We start from the raw sequence: 25,358 nt of genomic DNA, 5'->3' as shown, positions 1-25,358 counted from the left end.
ACAAACCCTCCCCGTATGCCGCTGGGCCCAGTTCCGTGCGCGCCGCGGTCCCAGCCCTCCCGCCGTCCCAGCCCGACGAGAACAGGGGTTGACACCCGCCGTTTGGTAAGAGAATGCTTACCGTTTGTGAACACTAACCAAAGGGGCGACGGGTGGACGGCACTGGGCGATCCCACTCGACGGGCCATCGTCGAGTTCCTGGCCGAACGGCCCCGCGCCGTCGGAGAGCTCGCGGCAGAGCTCCCGGTGAGCCGTCCAGCGGTGAGCCAGGCGCTCAAGGTGCTCAGGGATGCGGGTCTCGTCACCGAACGGGTGGCCGGCACGCGCCGGATCTACCGCCTCAACCCCGTTGCCGTCGCAGCGCTGCGGGACCAGCTCGACACCTTCTGGAGCCGGGCCCTGACCAACTACGGAGAGGCCGTGGGACAGCTCGCGGCCGAAGGACAACCAGAGGAGTCACCATGACAGAGACGATGAGCGCGATGGTCCGCAGGGACATCGTGGTCCCGGCCTCGGTGGAGCAGGCGTTCGCCGTGTTCACCGAACGGTTCGGGGAGATCAAGCCGCCGGAGCACAACCTGCTCGGCGCACCCATCGAGCAGACCGTCCTCGAGCCTCGCGTCGGGGGCCACATCTACGACCGGGCCATCGACGGCACCGAGTGCCGCTGGGCTCGGATCCTCGTCTTCGAGCCGCCGCGCCGGCTGGTGTTCAGCTGGGACATCGGCCCGACCTGGCAGCTCGAGAGCGACCCCGAGAACGCGAGCGAGGTCGAGGTCCGGTTCATCGCCGAGACGCCTGAGCGGACCCGGGTCGAGCTCGAGCACCGCAACCTCGACCGGCACGGCCCCGGTTGGCCCTCGCTCGCCGAAGGGATCGGCGACGACCAGGGCTGGCCCCTGTACCTGGCCCGGTACGGCCGTCTCTTCGCGGCAGCGGCCTAGCGCACGACCGCCCGGGTCCCGCTGCGACAGCCGGGCGTCGGACGGCCACCGGAACGCCGGTCCTACGGTCCGAGGTCCCGTCGAATCGAGCCGCTCCGATGGGCGTGCCGCCGGATCTGCTCCAACAGCAGCGACGCCCCCGACCGGAGTCGAGGGCGTCGCTGTCACACCTGGAGCCGCCTATCGGAATCGAACCGATGACCTATTCATTACGAGTGAATCGCTCTGGCCGACTGAGCTAAGGCGGCACGTGCCGGAGCACGGTTGATGAGTATACGCACGGCCTCTGCCGCTCACGAAATCGCCCCGGTGCAGCCGCGGCCGAGTGGGTTGAGGCCAGTTCGGCACCCCCGGGGTTGCCGATCCGACCTCAACCCAGGGAGCGTGGCCGGCCGCTCAGTCGGCGGGACACCCGAGGCCGTCGCGGGGTGCGAGGCCGCGGGCGAGGTAGTCCTCGACCACCTCGTCGACGCACGCGTTGCCCATCGCGTAGGCGCCGTGGCGTGCAGCGTCGACGGTGACGAGCCGGGACCCGACGAGCATCTCGGCGAGGTACTCGGTGTCCTCGATCGGTGTCACGGGGTCGTCCTCGTTGCCGATGACGAGGATCGGGGTGGCCGGCTCGGCGCCGACGAGCAGGTTGCTGCGCATCGTGCCGGTCCAGCCGGCGCATTCCGACGGCAGCGGCGGCTGGATCCGGCCGAAGAGGGGGTGCTCCTCGAGGACCGCGCGGCTCGGGGTGAGCTCGGCCCACGTCCGGGCCGGCCAGTCGGCGCACGTCACCGGAAGGTGGCTCTTGCCGAAGGTCGCTCCGGGGTAGCTCCCGTCGACGTCGCGCCCGACCGCGACCATGGCGAACCACGCGAGCTCGGTGCCGTCGCCCTCGATCGCGGCCTCCAGGGCGTCGACGAGGTAGGGCCAGGAGGCCGGGTCGAGCAGCCCCTCCCCGATGGCGGTGACGGCCCATCCCTCGGTGACCTGGGGCAGCGAGTCGAAGTCCGTCGGCAGGGGCACGGCTTCGAGGGAGTCGAGCAGCGCGACGAGCGCAGCGCCGGCCGAGCCGGGATCAGTGCCAAGGGGGCAGCGGTCGCCGCACTCCTCGACGAAGTCGGCGAAGAGTGCGTCGAACTCCGTGCCCCAGTGGCGTGCGTTGGCATCCACGTCGCGCTGCGTGACGGACGCGGTGTCGAGGCCATCCGGTGACACGGCCGAGTCGAGGACCATCAGCCCGACCCGCGAGGTGAAGCGGTCGGCGTAGATGGCGCCGATGAGGGTGCCGTAGCTGACGCCGTAGTAGTTGAGCCGTTCGTCGCCGACCGCCTCGCGGAGGATGTCGAGGTCGGCGGCGACCGCCTCGCTGCCCATCTTCGCCGCGAGGGCACCGCCCCGCTGCAGGCAGCTCGCTGCGCGGGCCGCGGCGGCCTCCTCGAGGAACTCCATTCCCTGCGCGGACGCGGGTGTCGGGTCGGCGGCGTACATCGCGTCGAGCTCCTCGTCGGTGAGGCAGTCGAAGCCGGCCGAGTCGCCGATGCCTCTCGGGTCGAAGCCGACGATGTCCCAGGCCGCCCGGAGGTCGTCGCCGAAGAGGTCCGGCTCGCGGACGAAGTCGGTGCCCGACCCGCCGGGTCCGCCCGGGTTGACGAAGAGGGTGCCGCGAGGATGCTCCGAGGTGGCGGGGAGCCGGCGCAGCGCGATGGCGATCGTCGCACCGGACGGCCGCTCGTGGTCGACGGGGACCGCCACCCGGGCGCAGTCGAAGTCACGGTCGTCCGCGCACCGGGTCCACTCGACCTGTTGCGCGTAGAAACGTCGGAGAGCGGCGGGATTCGGCTGTGGCGCCCCGGTGAAGCGGATCTCGCCGGGGGCTGCTCCCGCCGTCCCCGACGTCGTCGCTGCGGGCGCTGGGGTCGGCTTGGCCGGTGTGCTCGTATGCCGCTGGGCCGGCTGGGCGGCCGAGGTCCCACCCGGGTCGGCGGGCTGCATGGTCGCGAAGGTGAGGAGGACCAGGAGCAGCCCGAGGGCCACGGCTCCGTTGCGGAGCGCGCTCAACAGGCCCGGTCCGACGAGGGCACGGTCCCCTTGATGAGGTAACCGTCGACGATGGAGTCCACGCACGAGTTGCCAGCGTAGTAAGTCCCGTGCCCGTCGTGGTCACTGGTCACGAGGACGGCGGAGGCCAGGTCGCCGGCCAGCTGCTTCGTGCCGCCGATCGGGGTGGCCGGGTCGCGCAGGTTGCCGATGACGAGGATCGGGGCAGCGCCCCGAGCGAGGGTGGCGCCGGACGGCTGTCGGGGCTGCGCCGGCCAGGCCGCGCAGTTGTCGTGGAGCACGCCGGCGAGACGGGACCACAAGGGGTGTTCCCGACGCGCCCGCTCCTCCGCGGCGGCGAGGGCGGCGTCGTCACTCCGGGGCCAGTCGGCGCACCGGACCGGGATCATCGCGTGGAGATAGGACGCCGCGTCGTACTCCCCGGAGGCGCTGCGACCCACGACGCCCATCGCGTGGTCGAGGAGGACGTCGCCCCGGCCGTCGAACGCCTCGGCGAGACCCTCGTTGAGGATCGGCCAGGACTGCTCCGAGTAGAGGCACATGAAGATGGCAAAGCCGACCCACCCCTCGCCGATCGAGTCGAGGTCGCCCCGGGAGGTCTCGAGGGGTCGCCGCTCCACGTCGTCGAGCAGGTCGGAGATCCGGTCCCGCGCGCCGGTCGCCTCGGCCCCGAGGGCACAGTCGTCGCGGTCGACGCACCAGTTGATGAAGGCGTCGATCGACGCCTCGAAGCCCTGGATGTCATGGTCGAGCTGCTGCTCGTCGGTCTGGTTCGGTGACACGGCTGAGTCGAGGACGAAGCGGCCCACCCACTCGGGGAACAGGTCCGCGTAGAGGGCGCCGAGGACCGTGCCGTACGACACGCCGAAGTAGTTGAGCCGGGCGTCGCCGACGAGCCCCCGCATCACGTCGAGGTCACGCGCGACCTCGGTGGTGCTCATGTGCAGTGCACGGTCCCCGCCCCGGCGCGCGCACCGCTCGGTGATGGCGTCGGTGTCGCGGATCAGCGTGTCCCGCTCGGCCTCGTCGTCGGGCGTGGGGTCGTTCGCGAAGAGGAGGTCCATGTCCTCGTCGGAGAGGCACGCGACCGGGTCGGAGGCCCCCACCCCGCGCGGGTCGAAGCCGAGGATGTCGTATGACTCGCGGAGCTGCCTGCTGAAGACGAAGCTCGAGAACTGCGCGTACTCGAGCCCGGAGCCACCCGGCCCCCCGGGGTTGATCAGGAGCGTGCCGACCTTGCGTTCCGGTTCGAGCGCCGGGACCTTGCGCAGCGCCAGCTCGAACGTGTCCCCCTCCGGCTCGGCATAGTCCACCGGGACCTCGATGCTCGCGCACTGGTGGGCCTGGCTGCCCGGGCAGGTCCGCCAGTCGACCTGCTGGGTGTAGAAGGCGGCCAGCCCTGCTGGGTGGTCCGTGCCGGCCCCGGCCGTCGCCGTGGCGCCCGGACCGGTCGTGGTGACCGGCGTGGTGACCGGCGTGGTGACCGGCGTGGTGCCCGGAGCGGCGGCCGGCGGGGCGGGACGGGTCGCGCGCCCCGCGAGGAGTCCGACTGCAGCGACGAGCGCGAGGGCGACCACCACGACCACCACGACCAGGGCGGCCACGATCGCACGGCCCCGGCCAGAGCGACCCGGCCCGGCCCCGCCCGGTCCGGGCGGCTCGTCGGGAGCGAGCCCAGCGGCATACGGCAGGGTGGTGGTCTCGTCGGTCTCGGGGAGGTCCTCGGGCCGGCGCGACTCGTCGTTCAGCACGTGAGCCCGTCCTGCGGGACGGTCCCCTTGACGAAGTACGCGTCGAGGGCGTCGTCGATGCACGAGCTGCCGCGCGTGTACGCGGTGTGGCCGTCGCCGTCGAGCGAGACGAGGACCGCGTTGGCGAGCTGGTCACGCAGCTGCTTCGACCACTCGTAGATCGTGGCCGGGTCGCGGGTCGTCCCGACGACGACGATGGGGTTGCTCCCCTCGGCCGAGATCCGGTGCGGCGGGTTGTCGCCCTGCACCGGCCAGACGCCGCACGCGAGCGAGCCCCACGCGAGGAAGGGCCCCCACGTGGGGGCGACCTCGGTGAAGTGGTTCTCGTACCCCTCGTAGGTCGACAGCTCCGGGCTGTCCGGACGGTCGAGGCAGTTGACGGCCCAGATGGCCTCCATCATGTTCCCGCTGTAGGAGCCGCCCGGCGCGCGGTCGGCATAGGCGTTGGCCAGCGCCATGAGGGAGGCCCCGCTGCCGGTCTCGGCCTCCCGGATCGCGTCCGTGAGGATGCCCCAGGCGCCCTGGTCGTACATCGCGACGGCGAGCCCGAGGGAGCCCCAGGCCTCGGTGAGCCGGGGCACGGCGGGGTCGCCGGTCGGCAGCGGGGTGCGGTCGAGCTCGGCGAGGAAGCCGCGGATCCAGCGCATGCCCTCGTCGACCGACGTCCCCAAGGGGCAGTCGCCCTCGGTGACGCAGTCCTCGACGTACGCGCGGGTCGCGAGCTCGAAACCGCGCGCCTGGCCCTCGGCCAGCTGGGCGCTCGTCAGGTCGGGCGGCACGACGCCGTCGAGGACGAATCGACCCACCCGGGCCGGGAAGAGGTCGGCGTAGGTCGCCCCGAGGAAGGTGCCGTACGACTTGCCGAGGTAGTTGAGGTGCGCCTCGCCGAGCGCCGCGCGGAGCACGTCCATGTCCTTGGCCGCGTCGGCGGTGCCCACGTGCGCGATGAGGTCGCGGTTGCGGCTCTGGCAGCCGGCCGCCATGGTCTCGGCCGCCTTGAGCAGCCCGCGCTCCTCGGCCGCGTCGTCGGGGGTCGGGTCGGTCCCGAGGAACGCGTCGAGGGCCGTGTCGTCGAGGCAGTCGATCGGCGCGGACCGACCCACGCCACGCGGGTCGAAGCCGACGACGTCGAAGGAGGAGCGGACCGAGGGCCCGACGATGCTGTCCGCTGCGGTCGCGTAGTCGACGCCCGAGGCGCCCGGGCCCCCCGGGTTGACGACGAGTGAGCCGAGTCGCTTGCCCTGGCTGCGGGCGGGGACGCGGAGGACCTTGATGGTGATCTCCCCGCCGGTCGGGTCGGCGTAGTCGATGGGCACGGTGAGGTCGGCGCACTGGTACGCGTCGCAGGTGGCCCAGGCGAGCTCCTGGTCGTAGTAGCTCGCGAGCGCCGGGTCGGGGGCTGACGTCGCCCCGTCCGCCGGGCCGGTGACGGGGACGCCGGGGGGGTCGGGCGTCGTGCACGCCGCCACGGTCGCGAGGGCGGCCGCTGCAGCAGCGAGGCGCAGCCCGCTCCGTCGGGCACGAGTGGTGGCGGCGGGGCGAGACGTCATGCCCGAAACCGTAACCTGACCGGCCGGGGCACGCCGTGTCCGGATGCCGCTGGGCTCGCTTCGGGGGACGGCCTCCGCGCCGCTCCTCCCGCCGGTGTCGCCCTGGTCGCATAGGCTCGCCCCGTGACCGAGACCCCTCCCGCGCCGCCGCCGCCCAGTGCCGGCGAGGTCGGCACCGGGCCAAGGCTCTTCGTGTGCTTCGAGGGCGGCGACGGGGCGGGCAAGTCGACGCAGGTGCGCCTGCTCGCGGCAGCGCTGGAGCGGGCCGGCCGCCAGGTGCTGGTCACGCGCCAACCCGGCGGCACGCCGCTCGGCGCGCAGATCCGCGAGCTGGTCCTGCACGGCGACCACGTCTCGCCGAGGGCCGAGGCCCTCCTCTTCGCCGCCGACAAGGCGCACCACGTCGACGAGCTGATCCGGCCGGCGCTCGCCGGGGGCCGCGTCGTCATCACCGACCGCTACACGGACAGCTCGATCGCCTACCAGGGGGCGGGGCGCGACCTCGGAGCCGACGAGATCCGCCAGCTGCAGCACTGGGCGGTCGGGGGCCTCTTCCCCGACCTGACCGTGCTGCTCGACGTGAGCCCCGACGTCGGCCGGAGCCGACGCGGCGAGGTCCACGACCGCCTCGAGTCCGAGGCGGACGACTTCCACGCGGCGGTGCGCCAGGGGTTCCTCGACCTCGCGGCGCGGGAGCCGGACCGCTACCTCGTCGTCGACGCGGGACTGCCGGCGGACCAGATCCACCGCCGGGTGCTGGCCCGGCTCGGCCCGATCCTGGGGGCCTCCGCATGACTGTCTGGCGCGACCTCGTCGGCCAGGAGCCCACCGTCGAGACGCTGTCCCGCGCCGTCCGGGCCGAGGCGTCCATGACACATGCCTGGCTCTTCACCGGCCCGCCCGGCTCGGGTCGCTCCACGGCGGCCCGGGCCTTCGCCGCCGCGCTGCAGTGTCCCGAGGGCGGCTGCGGGGAGTGCCGTGAGTGCCGGACCGCCCTCGACGGGTCGCACGCCGACGTCAAGGTCGTCGCGACCGAGGGGCTGTCGATCCAGGTCCGCGACACGCGGGACCTCGTCCAGGAGTCGGCGCTGCGCCCGTCGGTGGGCCGGTGGCGGGTGATCATCATCGAGGACGCGGACCGGCTCACCGAGCGCGCCGCGGACGCCCTGCTCAAGGCGCTCGAGGAGCCGACGCCGCGCACCGTGTGGATGCTGTGCGCCCCGAGCCTCGAGGACGTCATCATCACGATCCGCTCCCGTTCGCGGCACGTCCGGCTCCGGACACCCCCGGTCCACGCCGTGGCCGAGCTGCTCGAGCGGCGCGACGGGGTGGACGCGCCGATGGCCCTCCACGCCGCCCGCGCCGCGCAGTCCCACATCGGCCTGGCCCGCCGGCTCGCCCGGGACGAGGGTGCGCGGATCCGCCGCCGGGACGTCATCGCGATGGCGACGAAGATCGTCGGCGTCGGTGATGCGGTCGACGCGGCCGCCGACCTCGCCCAGATCGCTGACGAGGAGTCCACCGCGAGCACGGCTGAGCGCGACGCGGCCGAGCGGTCCCGGCTGCTCGAGACGCTGGGCGCCGACCCGACGGCGCGCACCCAGCCGCCGCACATCCGGTCCCAGCTGGTTGCGCTCGAGAAGGAGCAGAGGACGCGGGCCACCCGGCACGCGCGCGACATGGTCGACCGGTCGCTCGTCGACCTGATGTCGGTCTACCGGGACGCCCTCGTCCTGCGTCTCGGCTCGAACGTCGACCTCATCAACCCGGACGCCATCGACCGGGTCCGCAGCTTGGGGGCCGTGTTCTCGGCAGAGCAGCTGCTTCGATGCCTCGACGCGATCACCGAGGCGCGCGAGCGGATCAACGCGAACGTCCCGCCGCTCCTCGCCCTCGAGGCGATGGCCCTCCAGCTCCGGGTGCCGCGCGACCTCAACCTGTGAGACGCCACCCTCTGGACGCCGGCCTGCTGCGAGTCAGCGGCGTGCGACGAGCTCCTCGGCGATCTGCACCGCATTGAGCGCAGCCCCCTTGCGGAGGTTGTCGCCGACGACGAAGAGCACGAGGCCCTTGCCCTCGGGGGCGGCCTGGTCGGCCCGGACCCGCCCGACGAAGACCTCGTCGCGGCCCGCGGCCTCGAGCGGGTTCGGGACGTCGGTGACGACGACGCCGGGAGCGCTCTTGAGCAGGTCGAGCGCCTCGTCCGGGGTGATGTCGTCGGCGAACTCGGCGTGGATCGCGAGGCTGTGGCCGGTGAAGACCGGCACGCGGACACACGTCCCGCTCACGCGGAGGTCGGGGATGTGGAGGATCTTGCGCGACTCGTTGCGCAGCTTCTGCTCCTCGTCGGTCTCGAGCGACCCGTCGTCGACGAGGGACCCGGCGAGCGGCACGACGTTGAAGCCGACCGGCACGGCATAGATCGACGCCTCCGGCACGTCGACCGCCCGTCCGTCGAGGGCCAGGCCCGTGGGGTCACCGGCTGCGTACGCGCCGCGCAGCTGTCGGTCGAGCTCCTGGACCCCCTTGCCACCGGAGCCGCTCACGGCCTGGTAGCTGGAGACGTGGAGCCGGACGAGACCGGCCTTCGCGTGGAGCGGCTTGAGCACGGGCATCGCGGCCATCGTCGTGCAGTTCGGGTTGGCGACGATGCCCTTGGGCATGTCGCTCAGGTCGTCCGCGTTGACCTCGGAGACGACGAGGGGCACCTCGGGGTCCTTGCGCCACGCACTCGAGTTGTCGATGACCGTCGCGCCCGCGGCCGCCACCTTCGGTGCGAGCTCGCGCGAGGCGGCCCCCCCGTTGGAGAAGAGGGCGATGTCGATCCCGGCGAAGTCGGCCGTCGCGGAGTCCTCGACGACGACGTCGCGTCCCTTGAAGGGCAGCGTCGTGCCGGCTGACCGGGCCGACGCGAAGAACCGCACGTCGTCGACCGGGAAGTCACGCTCCTCGAGGAGGGTCCGCATGACCCCGCCGACCTGGCCCGTTGCTCCGAAGACACCCACTCGCATGGGGCAAGGCTACGCGCCGGGGCGAGCGGCCACGGCGCTCCGTCCAACTGGTGACCGGTGGTTCGAGGTGGTTCCCGACGACCAGGAGTCGCGGGCCACCTCGAACCGCGGTTCACTCCGCGTGGCGGTCGGCGGAACTCGTGGGTCAGGTCGTAGAAGCGGCGGTGGATGTGGAGGCGCGGGAGCGGTCAGCTGGGCCACCTGCCCCACGGTCCACGTCGTCATCTGCTGCTGCCTCCCCGCGGTCATGGGGTTGATGGTGGTGCCTCACGTCGGGTCAGGGTCGACCCTTGTCCCGTATGCCGCTGAGCTCCTCCCAGCCAGAGGTTCCCTCCGTCTCCTCCCGTCCTCCCGTCCTCACGGCGGTGCGGCCGGTCCGGGTCGGAGCAGGTGCCGGACGAACCAGTCGCTGGCGTGGCCCGCGGCCTCGGTGAGCGTGCCGGACTCCTCGAACAGGTGCGTGGCCCCGTGCACGAGGACGAGCCGGCTCTCGCACTGCGTCATCAGGGCCTGCGCCTCGCGGTTGAGCTCGACCACCACGTCGTCGCGATCACCCACGATGAGCAGGGTCGGGGCGCGCACGGAACCGAGTCGGCGAGCCGCCAGGTCCGGTCGTCCACCGCGGGACACGACGGCCGCGACCTGCGAGTCGGGCGCTCCGGCCGCCCACAGGGCCGCTCCGGCGCCGGTGCTCGCACCGAAGTAGCCGATGCGTGCCTCCGCGGTGTCGGGCCGCCCGGTGAGCCACCGGGTGGCCGCGGTGAGGCGCCCCGCGAGCAGCTCGATGTCGAAGACGTTGGCGCGGTCGAACTCCTCCTCGGGGGTGAGCAGGTCCATCAGCAGGGTGCCGAGGCCGGCGTCCTCGAGCACGCGAGCGACGTCCTGGTTTCGCGGGCTGTGGCGGCTGCTCCCGCTCCCGTGGGCGAAGACGACGACGGCGGTCGACCCGGTGGGCAGCGTCAGGTGACCCTCGAGCGACCGCGCCCCGGCGGGGACGACGACGTCCTCACCGGGGTCCGGCGTGCGCGCGGCTGCGGACCGGTGCGCCGAGGCCCACGCGCGGTCGAGGATGACGGCGACCTCGTCGTCGGTCGTCGGCCGGAAGTCCTCGTAGTGCGCCCCCACGGCGGAGAAGCTCTCCGGCGCGCCGACCGCGACCACCTCGTCCGCCTCGGTGCCGGCCCGCAGCTCGCGGACCGACGCGGCGGCCGCGACCGGCACGGCCAGGACGACCCGCGCGGCACCGAGGCGGCGGGCGACCCGGCAGGCCACGCGCGCCGTGGCCCCCGTGGCGATGCCGTCGTCGACGATGACGGCGACCTTCCGGCTCAGGTCGAGCCGCGGCCGACCGCGCCGGAACCGCGACACCCGCTTGTCGAGGACGGCGCGCTCCAGACGCTCCACCGCGTCCAGCCGGGCCGGGCTCACCCCCGCCCGCTCGATGAGGGCGGTGTTGAGGAACCGCACGCCGTCCTCCCCGATCGCCCCCATCGCGAGCTCCGGCTGTGCGGGGACACCGAGCTTGCGGACCACGATGACGTCGAGCGGCAGGTCCAGGGCGGCGGCGACCGCCGCAGCGACCGGGACGCCGCCCCGGGGCAGCCCGAGCACGACCGCCTCCTGACCCCGCAACGACTCGAGCCTCTCGGCGAGCTGCGTACCGGCGTCGACCCGGTCGGTGAACCTGATCATGACGGCCTCCTCCTTCGCCCCGACCCGGGGGCGTCGCGCGTCGATCCCTCTCCTCCAGCATCGTCCCCCCGGCCCGCGAGGGCGAGGCCAACGGGCCCATCCTCGGCAAGGGGACGTCATCATGGACTCCGTGAACTCGATGGACACCGAGGTCGTCGTCGTCGGAGCCGGCTTGGCGGGGCTGCAGTGCGCGCGGCGGCTGCGCGACCTGGGACATGAGGTGCTCGTCCTCGAGGCCGCGGACGAGGTGGGCGGGCGGGTGCGGACCGACCTCGTCGACGGCTTCCGGTGCGACCGCGGCTTCCAGGTGCTCAACCCGGCCTATCCCGCCGTTCGCCGCTGGGTCGACCTCGACGCCCTCGAGCTCCAGTCCTTCCGCGCCGGGGTCCTCGTGCGCACCGAGGACCGCCTCGCCACCCTGGCCGACCCGGTCCGAGAGCCCGGGCTCCTGCCCGCCACGCTGCGCAGCGGGCTGCTCCAGCCGCTCGAGCTCGCCGCCCTGGCGCGGTGGGCCGCGCGGGTGCTCGTCGACCCGAAGGCGGTCCTGCGCGGAGCCGACACCGACCTGACCAGCTCGCTCGACGCGGCCGGCGTGCGGGGGCCGATCCGCCGTGCGGTACTCGAGCCGTTCCTCGCCGGCGTCCTCGCGGACAGTCACGGCACGTCGTCAGCGAGCTTCACCAAGGTGCTCCTCCGGATGTTCGCGCTCGGTCGGCCCGGCCTGCCCGCCGCCGGGATGGGCGCCCTCCCCCGACAGCTCGCCGGGCCGCTCGGGGAACGGGTCCACCTCGGCGTGCGCGTGGTCGCGGTGGAGCCCGGCCCGTCCTCCGGGACCGGCACCGCCCCAGGAGCCAGTGGCGCCGCCGAGACCGGCCGCACCGGGCTCATGACGGTGCGCGACGAGTCGGGGACCACGCGCGCCCGGGCCGTCGTCGTCGCCACCGACCCGGTCACGGCCGCTTCGCTGGCCCCCATCGCCGCCCCCGCGACGAAGGGTCTGGTGACCTGGTGGTTCGCCGCCCCGGAGGCTCCGACGACCGAGGCCCTGCTCGCCGTCGACGGCCGACAGCGCGCGGGGCGGTTCCGGGGCAGTCCGGGACCGGTCTGGAACACCGCGGTCGTCAGCAACGCGGCGCCGACCTATGCACCCCCCGGACGGCACCTCGTCCAGGCGACCACGCTGCTCGACCGGCCCGACGGCGACGCACCGGAGGAAGCGGTGCGGCGCCACGTCGGCCAGATCTTCGGCTGCGACCCGAGCCGGTGGGAGGTCGTGGTCCGGCACCGGATCGAGTCGGCCCTCCCGGCCGTGCCGCCCCCGCTGCGACCGCGGTCGGAGGTCTCGCTCGGCAACGGGCTGTACGTGTGCGGCGACCACCGGGACACGGCCTCCATCCAGGGTGCGCTCGTCTCCGGGAACCGCACGGCCGAGGTGGTCGCCCGACACCTCGGGACGGGGCGCTGACAGCGCGAGGAGCCCAGCGGCATAGGCCTGCTGTCAAAAGTTTGGAGAATCTTTGTCCAAAGTGCATCCAACCTTGGTGTTCGGGCGGAAGTAGGGGCAAGGACGGTGTCGAAGACGCCGTCCGGTTCGAAGAACCACCCGACCGCCCGTCCCGGAAGGACACCACCATGAAGATCCTGCGCACCTCCGCCGTCCTCACCCTCGCCCTCGCCCCCGCCGCCTTCGCCCTCCCGGCGCACGCCGCCGAGGAGGCGACCGTCTCGATCCTGCACGGCGTTCCCGGCGCGACGGTCGACGTCTACGCCAACGGTGACTCCCTCCTCACCGACTTCGAGCCCGGCACCCTCACGGACCCGGTCATGCTGCCCGCCGGCGAGTACGACCTCAAGGTCACCGCGGCCGGTGCGGGGGCGGACGGCGACGCGGTCATCGAGGCGAACGACGTCACGGTCCCGGCGGGGGCCAACATCACCGTGGTCGCCCACCTCGACGCCTCGGGCAGCCCGGTGCTCACCCCGTTCGTCAACGACACCGAGGCCCTCGATGCCGGTCAGGCCCGCATCACCGTCCGCCACACGGCAGCCGCGCCGGCCGTCGACGTCCGCGCGAACGGTGACGTGGCCTTCGACGGGCTGACGAACCCGGACGAGGTCAAGACCGAGCTGCCCGCCGGCACGATCTCGGCTGACGTCGTGCTCGCCGGCACCGACACGGTGGCCATCGGCCCGGCCGACGTGGAGCTCAAGGAAGGCACGAACACGATCGTCTACGCCTGGGGCAGCGCCGCGGACGACAACCTCGACCTCGCCGTGCAGACGGTGAGCGGGATGCACTCGGCACCCAGTGGGGTCCCCGCTGGTGGCGGCACGAGCACCGACGACGCCAGCCGCTACGCCTTCATCGCGGGTTCCGCCGCGCTCGCCGGTGGTCTCGTGCTGGTGACCCGGCGTCGGGCGACGTCGCGCGCCTGACATGAACGCGTCCGGCTCGAGAGCGAGGGTGGCGGCCGCCTTGGCCGCCGCCCTCCTCGCCGGCACGACCGCAGCGTGGGCCACCGACCTGGCCGGCGCTCGGTCGGAGCGGGGCGGGACGCCGAGCCATGCCGTGACCTCTCCGCTGCGCGCCCCCACCGAGCGCTTCAGGGAGCCCTTCACGCAGCCCGCGGTGAGGACGACTGCGCGCGACGCCCGGCCGGACTCCGTGCGCACTCGGGCACTCGCCGCGCCGGCGCGCTTCGAGGTGGCGCAGCTGGGGATCTCGATGCCGGTGCGGCCGGTGGGCGTCGCCGGCGACGGGCAGATGGACCTGCCGCCCAGTCCAGCGGTGATGGGCTGGTACGAGCACGGTGCTCGACCCGGGGACCCCGAAGGCGCCACCGTCATGGCTGCGCACCGGGACATGCCGGAGTACGGGACCGGGCCCGCTGCGCGGCTGGAAAGCCTGGACGTCGGTGACCTGCTCACCGTGAGATCCGGTGGGACGGTACGGCGCTACCGGGTGACCCAGGTGACCCAGCTCGACAAGGAGACGCTGGACCTCGACGCGATCTTCTCCCGGACGGGTGCGCCCCGACTCCATATCGTCACGTGCAGCGGCCGGTTCGACCTCCGGGCCCGGACCTACGAGAGGAACCTCGTGGTGGTCGGCGTGCCGATCCCATGAGCACGGCTGTCCCGACCCGCGCCGCTGGCTATGGTGTCCTCGTGCACGTGCACGACGAGCCGGGTGTCGACTCCGGGGAGCTGGCGACCGCGCTGGCTGCCGGGTCGACCGACGCGCTCGAGGAGATCTATCGGCAGTGGTCGGGCCTCGTGCACACGATCGCGCTCCGTTCGCTCGGCGACCCCGCCGACGCGGAGGACGTCACCCAACAGGTCTTCGTCTCCGCCTGGAACGGCCGGCACAGCTTCCGGCCCGACCAGGGCAGCATCCAGGCCTGGCTCGTGGGGATCACCAGGCACCGGGTCGCGGACCTGCGCACCCAGCGGTACCGCAACCACCGCAACGTCCAGGCCGTGGCCCTCGAGTCGGCGGCGACCCCGCCCGTCACGGACGACACCGAGTGGGCCCAGCGACTGCTCCTGGTCCACGAGCTCGAGCGGATGGGCGACCCACGAGCCGCCGTGATCCGGATGGCCTTCCTCGAGGACCGGTCCCACGACGACATCGCCGACACGCTCGGCCTGCCGCTCGGCACGGTCAAGAGCCATGTCCGGCGCGGCCTGCTGCAGCTACGAGAGAGACTCCAAGAGGTGAACCGTGTCTCATCCTGATGACGAGCTGCTGGCCGACGTCGCCCTCGACGTCGACAAGCCGCCGCCCGGGACGCACGAGCACCTCGGGGAGTGTCTGGAGTGCCGACGCGCTGTGGACCAGCTGCGCCGAACGACGGTGCTCCTGTCCCAGGGCTCGGCCACCATCCCCTCCCCCGCCGCCTGGCAGTCGCCCCCACCCCACGTCTGGCAGCGCGTCGCGGCGGCCATCGCCGACCGCGACCCGGTGCCGGCCCCGGGTCCAGCCCCGAGTCCAGCCCCGGCTCCGGCCCCGGTGCCGGCCCACCGCGCGGAGGTGACGCGGCTCGACCTCACCGCGTCCCGACGCCGGCAGGGGTGGCCCTGGGCAGCCGGGCTGGCGGCGGCTGGCCTCGCCGTCGGTCTCCTCACCGGGCGCGCGCTCTGGAACGAGACGCCTCCGCCGAGCACGACGGTCGCCCGGGCCGAGCTCGACACCCTCGACATGAAGGCGCGTCTGGGCGAGGCCGCGGTGGTGCGTTCCGATGCCGGAGTGAACCTGCAGGTGGCCACCACGACGACCCTGGACCCGCGCGACGGGTACCTCGAGGTCTGGCTCATCAACAGCGACGGCAAGCGGATGGTGTCCGTCGGCGTGCTCGACACCCAGTCCGGCACCTTCCCGATCAGCCAGAGCCTGCTCGACCAGGGCTATCTCGTCGTCGACATCTCTCGCGAGCCCTTCGACGAGCAGCCCGAGCACTCGGGCGACAGCCTGCTCCGGGGCGCGCTCCCCGCCCAGACCTGACCACCGCCAACCCGGGACGCCCGCAGGGCGATCAGTGGTGATCGGTGGCGATCGGTGGCGACCGGTGGCGACCGGTGGGCGCGGACCGAGCCCAGCGGCATACGTCACCTCCACCCCCTTCGACACCCTGCGTCACCCCTTCGCCCTTCATCGCGGACGCCAGCGCGCCGCCGGGCACGGAGCCCGGCGGCGCGCCGATGGAGGTGGTGCTGCGTCAGCCGCTGATCCCGGTGGTGAAGCTGCCCGAGCCCGAGTACGCCTTGACGGCGAGTCGGTAGTAGCCGGCCGTGTTGGAGTACGTCAGCGTCTCGTCGGGCGCCGACGTGGTGGAGCTCGCGACCGTCGACCAGGACGAGCCGTTCCACTTCTGCAGGTAGAGGTCGAAGTCGACCCCGTTCGGCCCGTCGAGACAGGCGGTCATGACGCCCGCCGTCGAGTCGTAGACGTATGGCAGGTAGGTCGTGCCGCCCGAGGTCACGGTTCCGCTCTGGACGACGTCGTAGCCGCCGCAGCCGGAGGCCGTCGACGTGACGGTGAGCGCGTAGCCGGCGGTGTGCGACTTCCCGCCGCCGACGGCCGTGACCGTGACGTTGGACGTGCCGGCCGGCGTGCTGGACGACGACGAGATCGTCAGGGTCGAGCTGCCGCCGGCCGTGACCGTCGCCGGGGAGAACGTCGCCGTCGTCCCCGCGGGGAGGCCGGACACGCTCAGCGTGACGGTCACCGCCGATCCCGACGTGACGGCGGTGCGCACCGTGGCCGTGGTCGACGACCCCGCCTCGACGGAGCCCGCGGTCGGCGAGACGGAGACCGAGAAGTCGTCACCCGGCTGGGTGTCGGTTCCCACGGCCTGGGCCCACGCCGTGTGCGCGATCCCGTCCGCGGCCCGGTTGAGCCCGGTCGCGTTGACGTTGCTCGGGTAGGTGTCGCACGAGGAGTGGTAGCAGGGGTCGTAGGACGCCCCGGCGGTGCCGCCCCACTTCTGGGCCTGGGCACTCGTCTTCCGCGCACTCGCGCCCATCGCGTAGCCCGACGTCGGGATCCCGTACGCCTCGAACGAGTAGTCATCCGAGCGACCCGCGCCCTCGGTGTTCTCCTCGGGCGCCAGCCCCAGGCCGTCCCAGTAGGCCTTCATCGGTGCAGCCGCGGCCGAGGTGACGTGGTTGACGAAGTAGCCACCGTTCGTCGAGGCGACCATGTCGAAGTTGTAGTAGGCCTTGATCTGGCTCCGCTGCGTCGAGGTGAGGCTGCGGACATAGAAGTCCGAGCCGTTGAGGCCCTGCTCCTCGTCGGTCCACCAGGCGAAGCGCAGGTGGCCTGCCATGGTCGGGTTCTGCCGCGCCAGCGCGAGGGCGGTCTCGAGGATCGCGGCCGACCCGGAGCCGTTGTCGTTCAGGCCCGCCCCGCTAGAGACGCTGTCGAGGTGGGCACCGAAGACGTAGGTGCGGTTGGGGTCGCCGCCCGGCCAGTCGGCGATGATGTTGTCGGACGGGTAGGTGCAGCTCGTGCAGCGCTGCAGGGTCACGGTGAAGCCGGCTGCGGTCAGCTTGTCCTTCACATAGGCGACCGAGGCCGTGTAGCCCGGGGAGCCGGCGCGCCGGTTGCCGCTGTTGCTCGTCGCGATGGTCTGGAGCGCGGACAGGTGCGCCTTGACCTTCTCGACGTCGATGTCGGGTGCCGTCGGGCCCGGGGTCCCACCGCCGACGGCGAGGGTGAAGGTCGCAGTCCGGTCGATGGCCGCCCCGTCACCGAGCACGGTCACGGTGTAGGTGCCCGCCGGGGTCGACGTCGACGTCGCGATCGTCATCGTCGAGCTCGCGCCCGAGGTTATCGTCTGCGGGGAGAACGCCACGGTTGCGCCGCTGGGCAGACCGGTGGCCGAGAACGTCACGGACTGTGCGGAGCCGGACGTCGTCGTCGTCGCGACGGTGGCGGTGGCGCTCGCCCCCGCGTCGATGCTCCCGGACGTCGGCGAGAGGGTCATCGCGAAGTCCTGCGAGCTGGCCGTGCAGGTCGGCTCGGTGCTCTGCGGCCCGACGGCGACCGCCAGCCACGCCGCCTTGACGGTGTTGAACTCGGTGCACGAGCCGGGGTAGAGGTCCTTGGTCGCCTGCAGCGTCGCCACGCGGGCCTTGGCGTGGGTCCACGGGGAGGTCTTGCGCTGGATGGCGTTGACGAAGATGTTCGTCGCCTTCTGGACGCCGATCCCGGTGACCGAGCTGGGGCCGCCGGTGCAGATCGGGCTGCTCGGCTTGCCGCCGCCGGGGTTGTTCCCCTCGGCCAGCAGGTAGAACCAGTGGTTCTGCGGCCCTGCAGCCGCGTGGACCTCGGTGTTGACGATGTCCGCCGAGTAGCAGCTCGGGTCGCCCAGGGCAGCGGGGTCGTACATGTTGCGGATCGGCCCCTGGCCGACGAGGTCGACCTCCTCGCCGACGAGGTAGTCGCCCGGGTCGCTCGCGTTGCCCGCGTAGAACTCGGTCGCCGCGCCGAGGATGTCACCGGTGGACTCGTTGAGCCCGCCGGCCTCGTTGCCCGAACCGCCGCTGCCACCGGAGAACTGGAACACGCCGTGCCCGAACTCATGGGCGACGACGTCCATCGGGGTGGCCTGCTTGGTGCCGGCCTGGTTGTGCCCGAAGTTCGCGTACGACCCGTTCCAGTAGGCGTTGACGTCGGCGAGGCCGACACGGGCGGGATAGTTGCTGCCCGACCCGTTGATGCCGTTGCGGCCGGCCCACGCGGCGAGCATCAGCTCCTCCTGCTCGCCGCCGTACACGGCGTCGACGCAGGCGGTCGGCAGGTCCGTCCCGGACCCGTTGCCCCACACGTTGTCGGAGTCGGTGTACGTGGTGCCGCTCTGGTTCTGGCACTTGAGGCCCGGCGCCGACGTGCTCGCCATCGAGTAGGAGGAGCCGGAGCCCGTCGTCGTGATCGAGACGGTGCCGTTGTGGTGGCCGTAGCCGGTGGCCTCCCGGACGAGGTCCTCCGCGGAGATGACCTTGCCGGACCGCGCGTCGACGTAGGCCTCCAGCACGGCGGGCCGGCCCGAGGCGCGCTCGCCCTCGACGCGGACGTGCCAGGCGAGGCGAGGCGCCTTGCCGTCACCCATGAAGATGACGAGGTCGGGACCCTCGACGTGGTCGACCGTGGCGACGAGGGCAGTGGCCGCCGCGGCCGCCGAGCCGGCGCTGACCGACGGGCGGGTGGAGGCGACCGACGGGACGCGGTCGGTGGCGTGCGTGATGTCGCGCACCGCTCCGGTCTCGTCGGCCGTGACGATGGCGTCGGCCCCGATGACGGGCAGTCCCTTCCAGCTGCGCTGGTACAGCACGTAGTACCGGCCACCCGGTCCCGGGTTGGCAGTCTGGCGGATGAAGGCCTCGCCTCCGGAGGCCGCGACGGCGCCCAGGCTGCGCTGGATCGCCGCGTCGGCGGCCGCCAGGGCCTTGTCCTTCGACGGTTGCCCGGCAAGCGCGGAGCCGACGGTGGCCGGTGGCGCGTTCCCGGCCAGCGGCGGCGGGACCGCCGCCGCCAGGGGTGCCTGCAGGGCGAGGGGCGTCGCGAGCCCGGCGAGGGAACCGAGTGCGACGAGCCGCCCGAGCCGGCGAGGTAGTGGTCTCGTCATTGAGATCAACCTTTCCGTGAGTAGGGTGCTCACGAGGGTCGCGCCAAGTTCGAGGTGCCGGTAATCCCACTTGGCCATAACCTCGGCGTTGTGGAGCTCGACGTCCGACACCTGCGCGTGCTGCTGACCCTGGCCGACGCCGGAAGTGTCAGTTCCGCGGCCGCCCGACTGGGCGTGTCGCAGCCGTCGTTGAGCGCCCAGCTGACGCGCATCGAGCACGCCGTCGGCGGGCCGCTCTTCACCCGGAGCCGCGAGGGCGTGCGCCCGACCTCGGTCGGGCTGCTGGTCATCGACCGATCCCGGGACCTCGTCGACGGCCTCGAGGGGATGCTCCGCGAGGCCCGGCGCCAGACCTCCGACGTGGGCCCCCTGCGGGTCGGCTGCAACACGTCGAGGTACTTCTCGGCCTTCCTGCTCGAGCTCGACCAGCTCGGCTTCGCCCGAGAGGTGCGGCCCTGCGTCGACACGTCGAGCGCCGTCATCACCGAGTACCTCCTCGGCGGTGAGGTCGACGTGGCCTTCGCCGGCGTCCACGTGGGCTTCGACGACGTGTGCCCTGACGGTCTGCGCCAGGCCGTCGTCGTCCGGAGCGAACCGTTCTTCGTCGCCCTCGCCGCGTCGCACCCGTTGGCCGCGGGGGGCGAGGTCCGGCTCGCGGCGCTCGGGGACGACGAGTGGCTGTTGCCTCCCGGCAAACCGGACGGCACCTACGCAGCCCTGATGGACGCCTTCCGGCACGCCGAGATCTCACCGGCCTCGCCCCTCGGCCGCCAGAGCCTGCCGGACTTCTGGGCGTACATCGCGGCCGGCCGTGCCGTGGCCCTGGCCATGCCGAGCGACGTGCCCGCCGAGGGGGTCGTGCTGCGCCCCCTCGCGGGCCACCCGGTCGTCGGCACCCGGGTCGTGCGCTGGAAACCGACGCGGGTCACCGAGGAGGAGGCCGAGGTGTGCGTCAGCGCCGCCCGGGCCACCTTCCTGCGCGAGCTCGAGGAGACCGCGATGCTCCAGCCGTGGTGGGAGGAGTTCCCGGCGCACCGGCCGAGCCTCTGAGGCCCGTAGGCTCACTCGTGTGCACCGTCGCCTCGCCCTGGTCCGCCGCCCCTCGCCGCTCCTCGCAGACGGCATCGTCACCCACATCGAGCGGTCCTCGTCGGTCGACGCCGACCTGGCGCTGCGCCAGTGGGAGGCTTACTGTGCGGCCCTCGAGCGCCGCGGCTGGGAGCTCATCGAGGCGCCCGTCGTCGACGACTGCCCCGACGGCGTGTTCATCGAGGACCAGGTCGTCGTCTTCGGCGACCTGGCCGTGCTCTGTCGATCCGGCGCCCCGGAACGGCGGGCCGAGCAGGTCGGGCTCCGGCCGATCCTGGAGCGGGTCGGCTATCGCTGCGTCGAGATCGAGGCGCCGGGAACCCTTGACGGCGGCGACGTGCTCAAGTGGGGCCGCACCGCATGGGTCGGCTCCGGCGGCCGGTCCAACGAGTCGGGCATCGCGCAGCTGGCGCGCGCGCTTGCCGGCTTCGGCGTCACGGTTCGTCGGGTGCCCGTGACCCGGGCGCTGCACCTCAAGTCCGCGGTCACGGCGCTCCCCCTCGGAACGGTCATCGGGCACGAGACGACAGTGGACGACCCGGGCCAGTGGCCGGACTTCCTCGCAGTCCCCGAGGAGGCCGGCGCCCACGTCGTGCTCCTCGGCGGGATGTCGGTCCTCATGTCCGCCGCGGCGCCTCGCACCGCACACCTCCTGCAGGGCCGGGGGCACGACGTGAGCATGGTCGACATCTCCGAGTTCGAGAAGCTCGAGGGCTGCGTCACCTGCCTCTCGGTCCGCCTCCGCGGCTGACGCGCTCGCCCACCAGCGCGCGGACGGATGCCGCTGGGTTTCCTCCCCTCCACGCCGTTCACTCGAGCGGTCCCGCCATCCCCGGGCCCGCCGCGCGTCAGGGCTGGAAGGCCCCAGGCATGGTCATGCACCCAATCGGCTCGCGAGACATGTACATCGGGACGATCCCGTTACCCGAGATGACTCGCGCCGCCGTGGTCCCCGTGTTGCAGGCGGCGTCAGGCAGCATCACGTGGTGCGGAGCCTCGGCGAACGCCGCCCCTGAGTTGATTGTCGTGAGACTCACGGCAATGGCCAATGACAAATAAGCGGCTCCTCTGACCCTTCCGTGGGTGGTTCTCGGGCTGGCTGAACGGGGGCACGCCGTTCCCGCATAGGTTTTGGGCTGTCTAAAGGTCCAGAACCATTGGAGCGGAGAACGGCGTGCGTGATGCCAGCCTATGGCGTGCCCTGTTGGGCGTCGACAAGACGGTCATCGAACAGGTCGAGTTCGACGAGGACGAGCAGCTGCTGGTCGCGCAGGTGCGTCCTCGGAGTCGGGCTCGGAGCCGGTGCGGGGTGTGTGGACGGTCGTGTCCGGGCTACGACGGCGGTGAGGGCAGGCGGCGGTGGCGGGCGTTGGATCTGGGCACCGTCCAGGTGGTGCTGGAGGCGGACGCGCCTCGCGTCTCGTGCCGTCAGCACGGGGTGGTTGTCGCGGCGGTGCCGTGGGCGCGGCACGGGGCGGGGCACACGTACGCGTTCGACGAGCAGGTCGCGTGGCTGGCCACGCAGGCCTCGAAGACGACCGTGACGCAGCTGATGCGGATCGCCTGGCGCACGGTCGGGTCGATCATCACGAGGGTGTGGGCCGACACCGAGAGGCAGTTCGACCGGTTCGCCGGTCTGAAACGGATCGGGATCGACGAGATCAGCTACAAGCGCGGTCACCGGTACCTGACCATCGTGGTCGACCACGACAGCGGCCGACTGGTGTGGGCCGCGCCCGGGCGGGACAAGGCCACCCTGCACGCGTTCTTCGACGCCCTCGGTGAGCAGCGTTGCGCCGCAGTCACGCACGTGTCCGCGGACGGCGCGGACTGGATCGCCAAGGTCGTCACCCAGCGGTGCCCGCAGGCGGTCCGCTGCGCTGACCCGTTCCATGTCGTCTCCTGGGCCACCGACGCGCTCGACGAGGTGCGCCGGGACGCGTGGAACCAGGCGCGTGGCGCGGTCACCCGGCGCCGGGCGGGCCGGGCCAGCGGCCACGCGAAGGACCTCAAGGGGGCCCGGTACGCGTTGTGGAAGAACCCGGGCAATCTGACCGAGAAGCAGCAGGCCAAGCTCGCGTGGGTGGCCAGGACCGACCCGCGGCTCTACCGCGGATACCTGCTGAAGGAGGGCCTGCGGCTCGTCTTCCAGCTGCCCCACCAGCAGGCTGCCGAAGCGCTCGACCGGTGGGTCGCGTGGGCCCGACGGTGCCGCATCGAGGCGTTCGTGACCCTGCAGCGACGCATCGTCAAACACCGCGACTCCATCCTCGCCGCGATCGAGCACGGCCTCTCGAACGGTCGTATCGAGTCGGTCAACACGAAAGTCCGCCTGATCACGCGCATCGCATTCGGGTTCCGCTCGCCAGAGTCCCTGATCGCCCTGGCCATGCTCAGCCTCGGCGGTCACCGCCCCGTCCTGCCCGGCCGGAACTGACCCACGGATCAGTCAGTAGAGCCAAATAAGCCTTGTGCACCATCTCAAAACTCCTTTCCTCGACTCTTGAGCATTCCGAAAGACGGTCGGAAATCTCAGCAAGAAAGACGCATCTCGCCCGGTCCCGCTGCCCTCCCAGGGCTAACTCTGACCCCTTGGCGACCTTGCTCCTATTCGCCGAAAGGCGTATCTTTCGGAGGTGGATCTCCCGTGGTCCGACGCGGAAGCAATGCTTGGGTTCATTGCCGACGCCGCCGAGCTGGACCTACCCGAGCTCTACTCCACCGAGTTACTCACCGGCCTCCAGGGACTCGTTCGCTCGACGTGGGTCGCATATCAGGACATCGACCACGACGCAAAAGAATTCGTCGACTTCAACGGGGTGGGTCCCGACGAGGGCGAACCAGGCCCAGAGGTCTACCTGCTCCTCGGCCCCTGCCCGACCCAGGAGCACCGGGCGCGGACGGGCGACCTGGCAGCGGTGCGAAACTCCGATCTGATCGATGTGCGAGGCTGGCACCAGCTGCCCCTCTACCGGGACTACTTCCGACCCGCCAATGTCGAGTACATCCTGGATCTCGGACTGTCAGCCGGGGCCGACAGAATACGATCCCTGGTGTTCATGCGAGCGAGTGGTGAGAAGGATTTCTCCGAACGTGACCGTGCGGTTGTCGAGCTGCTCACGCCGCACCTTCGAAATCTCGAGCGAACCGCCCACCTGCGTGAGCTGGTCCGGCGCTCCGTCTGCCACGCGCAGCGCTACCAGCGTGAGTCCGCGACCGGCGAGGACGTCGGCCTCGGGTTCTCCGCGCTCACGCGTCGGGAGCATGAGATCGTCGAGCTGGTCGCCTCAGGCAGCACGAACGCCGAGATCGCCACCGCGCTCTGGGTCTCTCCCAGCACGGTCAAGAAGCATCTCGAGCACATCTACGCGAAGTTGGGCGTCCGTCGCCGTGCCGCCGTGGTGGCCGCCCACTACGCGCCGGCTCCCCTTGCCGGCGCGGACTGGTCAGAGCCCGGGGCGTGACCTGCTCCTGACGGGGGTCCGACGTGAGCCGGGCCGGGTCAGCGCGGCAGCGGCGCGCGGTCGGCCTGCCCGCGGCCACAGTGGGAGCTGAGCCAGGACCGAGACGGCTCCCTGACACCGGACACGCCGGACGCACGAGCAGGTCCCCGTCACCTCAACGGCCGCCCCCACGCCGGCGACCGCCTCGTCGTCGTCGGCCATGAGTCTCGCGGCGGATCTCCTGGCCCTACTGCCAGCCTGTCTCGACGACCCCGCCCGGCACGTCGGCCTCAGGGTCGTAGGGCGTGCGGGTGAACCGGAAGGACTGGAGGTCGAGGGAGGCCACGCTCCCGTCCGGGCGCCGCACGACGCGCAGCGGCTCGCCGAGGTGGTAGCCGTCGAGGCCGAGCCACTCGTCCGGCCCGACTCGCGCGAAGCGTGAACCACGCCCCTCCCCCGGCTCGCCGAGGACGAGGTGCTCCCCCACCGCCCTGGCCGTCGTCACGGTCGGGCCCCAGTGCCACAGCCCGAGCAGGTCGAGCACCGATCCGTCGCCGGCTGCGTGCCAGGGCTGGGGCATCCGCGGCTCCCGCTCCATGAAGTCGCCCAGCAGGACGCTCACCTGCGGCCCGAACGGCCCGGCGGTGGAGTTCGTGAACGACACCAGCCCGTCCCCCGACTCGACGTCGACCCGCAGGCCGGCGAGGAACCCCGGCATCGAGCCGCCGTGCCCGACCTGCCGGCGACCCTCGACGTTCCACACCTGCCAGCCGAGGCCGTGCGCCACGGTCCACGGCTGCCCGGGAGTGTCGCCGACGACGTGCGGCTCGATCATCTCGGCCAGGGTGTCGGCCGCCAGGACGTCACCGGTGTCCCCGGCGGCGAACGCGGCCCAGGCCGCCAGGTCACCCACCGTGGTCCACAGCTGCCCGGCCGGGGCCATCGCACCGGCATCGTGCTCCGGCTCGGGCAGGAGCACGTCGGCGAAGGGATGGACCGCCCAGCCGGGGGCCGCCTTGCCGGTGGGCCGGGTGGTCGTTCGCCTCATCCCGAGGGGCGCGAGGAGGTCGCGGCGCACCACGTCGAACCAGCTCTCCCCATGGGCGCGGGCGAGCAGCTCCCCGAGCCCCGCGTAGCCGACGTTCGAGTAGTGGAAGCGCCGTCCCGCCCGGAACCGCTGAAGGACGGGCGACGCGACGAGCTCGTCCCACGACCCACCGGGTGTGCGCTCCCACCAGGGGCCGTTCGTCTCCGCCTGGACGCCGGCCGCGTGCGACAACAGCTGGGCGATGGTCGCGTCGCCGAGCCGCGACCCGGAGACGTGGACCTCGAAGCGGTCCGTCAGGTCGAGCCGTCCCGCGTCGCGCAGCCGCATGACGGCCACGGCGACGAAAGTCTTGGTGATCGATCCCATCCGGTACTGCGTGTCGACATCGGCCGGCTCACCCGTGGCGCGACCGTCGAGGGTGCCGACGGCCCGCACCCACGCGAGTCGGCCGTCGCGGACGATGCCGGCGGCCACCGACGGCAGCCGTGAGTCGCGCTGGATCGCGGCGAGCCGCCGGTCGAGGTGCCGGCCGGTCGCAGGGTCGGGAGTGTCGCTGTCCACCCGGCCACCCTAGTGAGGCCGGGGACGCCGGAGACCGAGCCCAGCGGCATACGGCAGCGGCGAAGACGACGCCCCACCCGGTGGCGTGGGT

Annotated in this window: 21 protein-coding genes and 1 tRNA gene; 13 read left to right on the top strand and 9 right to left on the bottom strand. The window is 72.4% G+C overall.

Features of this window, described 5'->3' with window-relative positions; genetic code table 11:
* Window positions 1–126: 126 nt before the first annotated feature.
* Both INTCA_RS02920 and INTCA_RS02915 read left to right on the top strand, forming a co-directional pair.
* A complete protein-coding gene (locus tag INTCA_RS02920) occupies window positions 127–465 on the top strand; it encodes an ArsR/SmtB family transcription factor (RefSeq protein ID WP_013491443.1) in 339 nt (112 codons plus the stop codon).
* Entirely contained in the window at window positions 462–944 is a 483-nt protein-coding gene (locus tag INTCA_RS02915; protein WP_013491442.1) for an SRPBCC family protein, read from the top strand. Before INTCA_RS02920 ends, INTCA_RS02915 begins: the two co-directional genes overlap by 4 nt.
* Before the next feature lie 171 nt (window positions 945–1,115).
* Here the strand turns inward: INTCA_RS02915 and INTCA_RS02910 are convergent.
* From INTCA_RS02910 to INTCA_RS02895, 4 genes are all read right to left on the bottom strand, one after another.
* Window positions 1,116–1,192 (bottom strand) — tRNA-Thr (locus INTCA_RS02910).
* Window positions 1,193–1,340: 148 nt separating this feature from the next.
* Window positions 1,341–2,993: an alpha/beta hydrolase gene (locus INTCA_RS02905; protein WP_013491441.1), complete on the bottom strand. Its 1,653-nt coding sequence runs from the start codon at window positions 2,991–2,993 to the stop codon at window positions 1,341–1,343.
* Window positions 2,990–4,744, bottom strand: a complete 1,755-nt coding sequence (locus INTCA_RS02900; RefSeq protein WP_013491440.1) for an alpha/beta hydrolase — start codon at window positions 4,742–4,744, stop codon at window positions 2,990–2,992. The genes INTCA_RS02905 and INTCA_RS02900 overlap by 4 nt, the downstream gene beginning before the upstream one ends.
* On the bottom strand, window positions 4,738–6,294 hold the full coding sequence (locus INTCA_RS02895) for an alpha/beta hydrolase (RefSeq protein WP_041307201.1): 1,557 nt from the start codon (window positions 6,292–6,294) through the stop codon (window positions 4,738–4,740). The genes INTCA_RS02900 and INTCA_RS02895 overlap by 7 nt, the downstream gene beginning before the upstream one ends.
* A gap of 123 nt (window positions 6,295–6,417) precedes the next feature.
* On the opposite strand from INTCA_RS02895, the gene tmk reads away from it, so the two are divergent.
* Together tmk and INTCA_RS02885 are read left to right on the top strand one after the other, a co-directional pair.
* Window positions 6,418–7,089 (top strand): dTMP kinase, encoded by a 672-nt coding sequence (gene tmk, locus INTCA_RS02890; protein ID WP_013491438.1) that lies wholly within the window; start codon window positions 6,418–6,420, stop codon window positions 7,087–7,089.
* Window positions 7,086–8,237: a DNA polymerase III subunit delta' gene (locus INTCA_RS02885; protein WP_013491437.1), complete on the top strand. Its 1,152-nt coding sequence runs from the start codon at window positions 7,086–7,088 to the stop codon at window positions 8,235–8,237. Before tmk ends, INTCA_RS02885 begins: the two co-directional genes overlap by 4 nt.
* A gap of 33 nt (window positions 8,238–8,270) precedes the next feature.
* On the opposite strand, the gene INTCA_RS02880 is transcribed toward INTCA_RS02885, so the two are convergent.
* Window positions 8,271–9,305: an aspartate-semialdehyde dehydrogenase gene (locus INTCA_RS02880; protein ID WP_013491436.1), complete on the bottom strand. Its 1,035-nt coding sequence runs from the start codon at window positions 9,303–9,305 to the stop codon at window positions 8,271–8,273.
* A 357-nt stretch (window positions 9,306–9,662) separates the two neighbouring features.
* A complete protein-coding gene (locus INTCA_RS02875) occupies window positions 9,663–10,997 on the bottom strand; it encodes a phosphoribosyltransferase family protein (RefSeq protein ID WP_013491435.1) in 1,335 nt (444 codons plus the stop codon).
* 121 nt (window positions 10,998–11,118) lie between these two features.
* Between INTCA_RS02875 and INTCA_RS02870 the strand changes: the two genes are divergently transcribed.
* The 5 genes from INTCA_RS02870 to INTCA_RS18535 all read left to right on the top strand — a co-directional run bounded on the left by INTCA_RS02870 (window position 11,119) and on the right by INTCA_RS18535 (window position 15,501).
* Window positions 11,119–12,462 carry an NAD(P)/FAD-dependent oxidoreductase gene (locus INTCA_RS02870; protein WP_013491434.1) on the top strand — a complete coding sequence of 448 codons (1,344 nt, stop codon included), beginning with the start codon at window positions 11,119–11,121 and terminating at the stop codon, window positions 12,460–12,462.
* Window positions 12,463–12,629: 167 nt separating this feature from the next.
* Complete coding sequence (locus INTCA_RS02865; RefSeq protein WP_013491433.1) at window positions 12,630–13,433, top strand: DUF4397 domain-containing protein; 804 nt, start codon at window positions 12,630–12,632, stop codon at window positions 13,431–13,433.
* 40 nt (window positions 13,434–13,473) lie between these two features.
* On the top strand, window positions 13,474–14,124 hold the full coding sequence (locus INTCA_RS18540) for a class F sortase (RefSeq protein WP_169312900.1): 651 nt from the start codon (window positions 13,474–13,476) through the stop codon (window positions 14,122–14,124).
* A 41-nt stretch (window positions 14,125–14,165) separates the two neighbouring features.
* The gene (locus tag INTCA_RS02855) at window positions 14,166–14,735 is read left to right on the top strand and encodes an RNA polymerase sigma factor (RefSeq protein ID WP_052338072.1); all 570 of its coding nucleotides are present in this window, start codon (window positions 14,166–14,168) and stop codon (window positions 14,733–14,735) included.
* Entirely contained in the window at window positions 14,722–15,501 is a 780-nt protein-coding gene (locus INTCA_RS18535) for an anti-sigma factor (protein WP_013491430.1), read from the top strand. Before INTCA_RS02855 ends, INTCA_RS18535 begins: the two co-directional genes overlap by 14 nt.
* Before the next feature lie 214 nt (window positions 15,502–15,715).
* On the opposite strand, the gene INTCA_RS02845 is transcribed toward INTCA_RS18535, so the two are convergent.
* Window positions 15,716–19,126 carry a M28 family peptidase gene (locus tag INTCA_RS02845; protein WP_013491429.1) on the bottom strand — a complete coding sequence of 1,137 codons (3,411 nt, stop codon included), beginning with the start codon at window positions 19,124–19,126 and terminating at the stop codon, window positions 15,716–15,718.
* A gap of 90 nt (window positions 19,127–19,216) precedes the next feature.
* Here INTCA_RS02845 and INTCA_RS02840 point away from each other — a divergent pair, with 90 nt between their 5' ends.
* Together INTCA_RS02840 and ddaH are read left to right on the top strand one after the other, a co-directional pair.
* The gene (locus INTCA_RS02840) at window positions 19,217–20,176 is read left to right on the top strand and encodes a LysR family transcriptional regulator (protein ID WP_013491428.1); all 960 of its coding nucleotides are present in this window, start codon (window positions 19,217–19,219) and stop codon (window positions 20,174–20,176) included.
* Window positions 20,177–20,195: 19 nt separating this feature from the next.
* Window positions 20,196–20,966, top strand: a complete 771-nt coding sequence (gene ddaH / locus INTCA_RS02835; RefSeq protein ID WP_013491427.1) for a dimethylargininase — start codon at window positions 20,196–20,198, stop codon at window positions 20,964–20,966.
* Window positions 20,967–21,063: 97 nt separating this feature from the next.
* Here the strand turns inward: ddaH and INTCA_RS02830 are convergent, their stop codons facing one another.
* Window positions 21,064–21,252, bottom strand: a complete 189-nt coding sequence (locus INTCA_RS02830) for a hypothetical protein (protein WP_041307197.1) — start codon at window positions 21,250–21,252, stop codon at window positions 21,064–21,066.
* Between the two features lie 137 nt (window positions 21,253–21,389).
* Here INTCA_RS02830 and INTCA_RS02825 point away from each other — a divergent pair, with 137 nt between their 5' ends.
* Together INTCA_RS02825 and INTCA_RS20185 are read left to right on the top strand one after the other, a co-directional pair.
* Window positions 21,390–22,652 (top strand): ISL3 family transposase, encoded by a 1,263-nt coding sequence (locus INTCA_RS02825; protein ID WP_013491425.1) that lies wholly within the window; start codon window positions 21,390–21,392, stop codon window positions 22,650–22,652.
* 229 nt (window positions 22,653–22,881) lie between these two features.
* Window positions 22,882–23,679: a helix-turn-helix transcriptional regulator gene (locus INTCA_RS20185; protein ID WP_013491424.1), complete on the top strand. Its 798-nt coding sequence runs from the start codon at window positions 22,882–22,884 to the stop codon at window positions 23,677–23,679.
* Window positions 23,680–23,905: 226 nt separating this feature from the next.
* Here the strand turns inward: INTCA_RS20185 and INTCA_RS02815 are convergent, their stop codons facing one another.
* Window positions 23,906–25,267, bottom strand: a complete 1,362-nt coding sequence (locus INTCA_RS02815) for a serine hydrolase domain-containing protein (protein ID WP_013491423.1) — start codon at window positions 25,265–25,267, stop codon at window positions 23,906–23,908.
* Between the last annotated feature and the right edge of the window lie 91 nt (window positions 25,268–25,358).

Origin of the sequence: Intrasporangium calvum DSM 43043, from assembly GCF_000184685.1 — a bacterium.
GTDB lineage: Bacteria > Actinomycetota > Actinomycetes > Actinomycetales > Dermatophilaceae > Intrasporangium > Intrasporangium calvum.
Note: the sequence above shows the minus strand (reverse complement) of the source record. Positions and strands in the feature narration are given on the sequence as shown.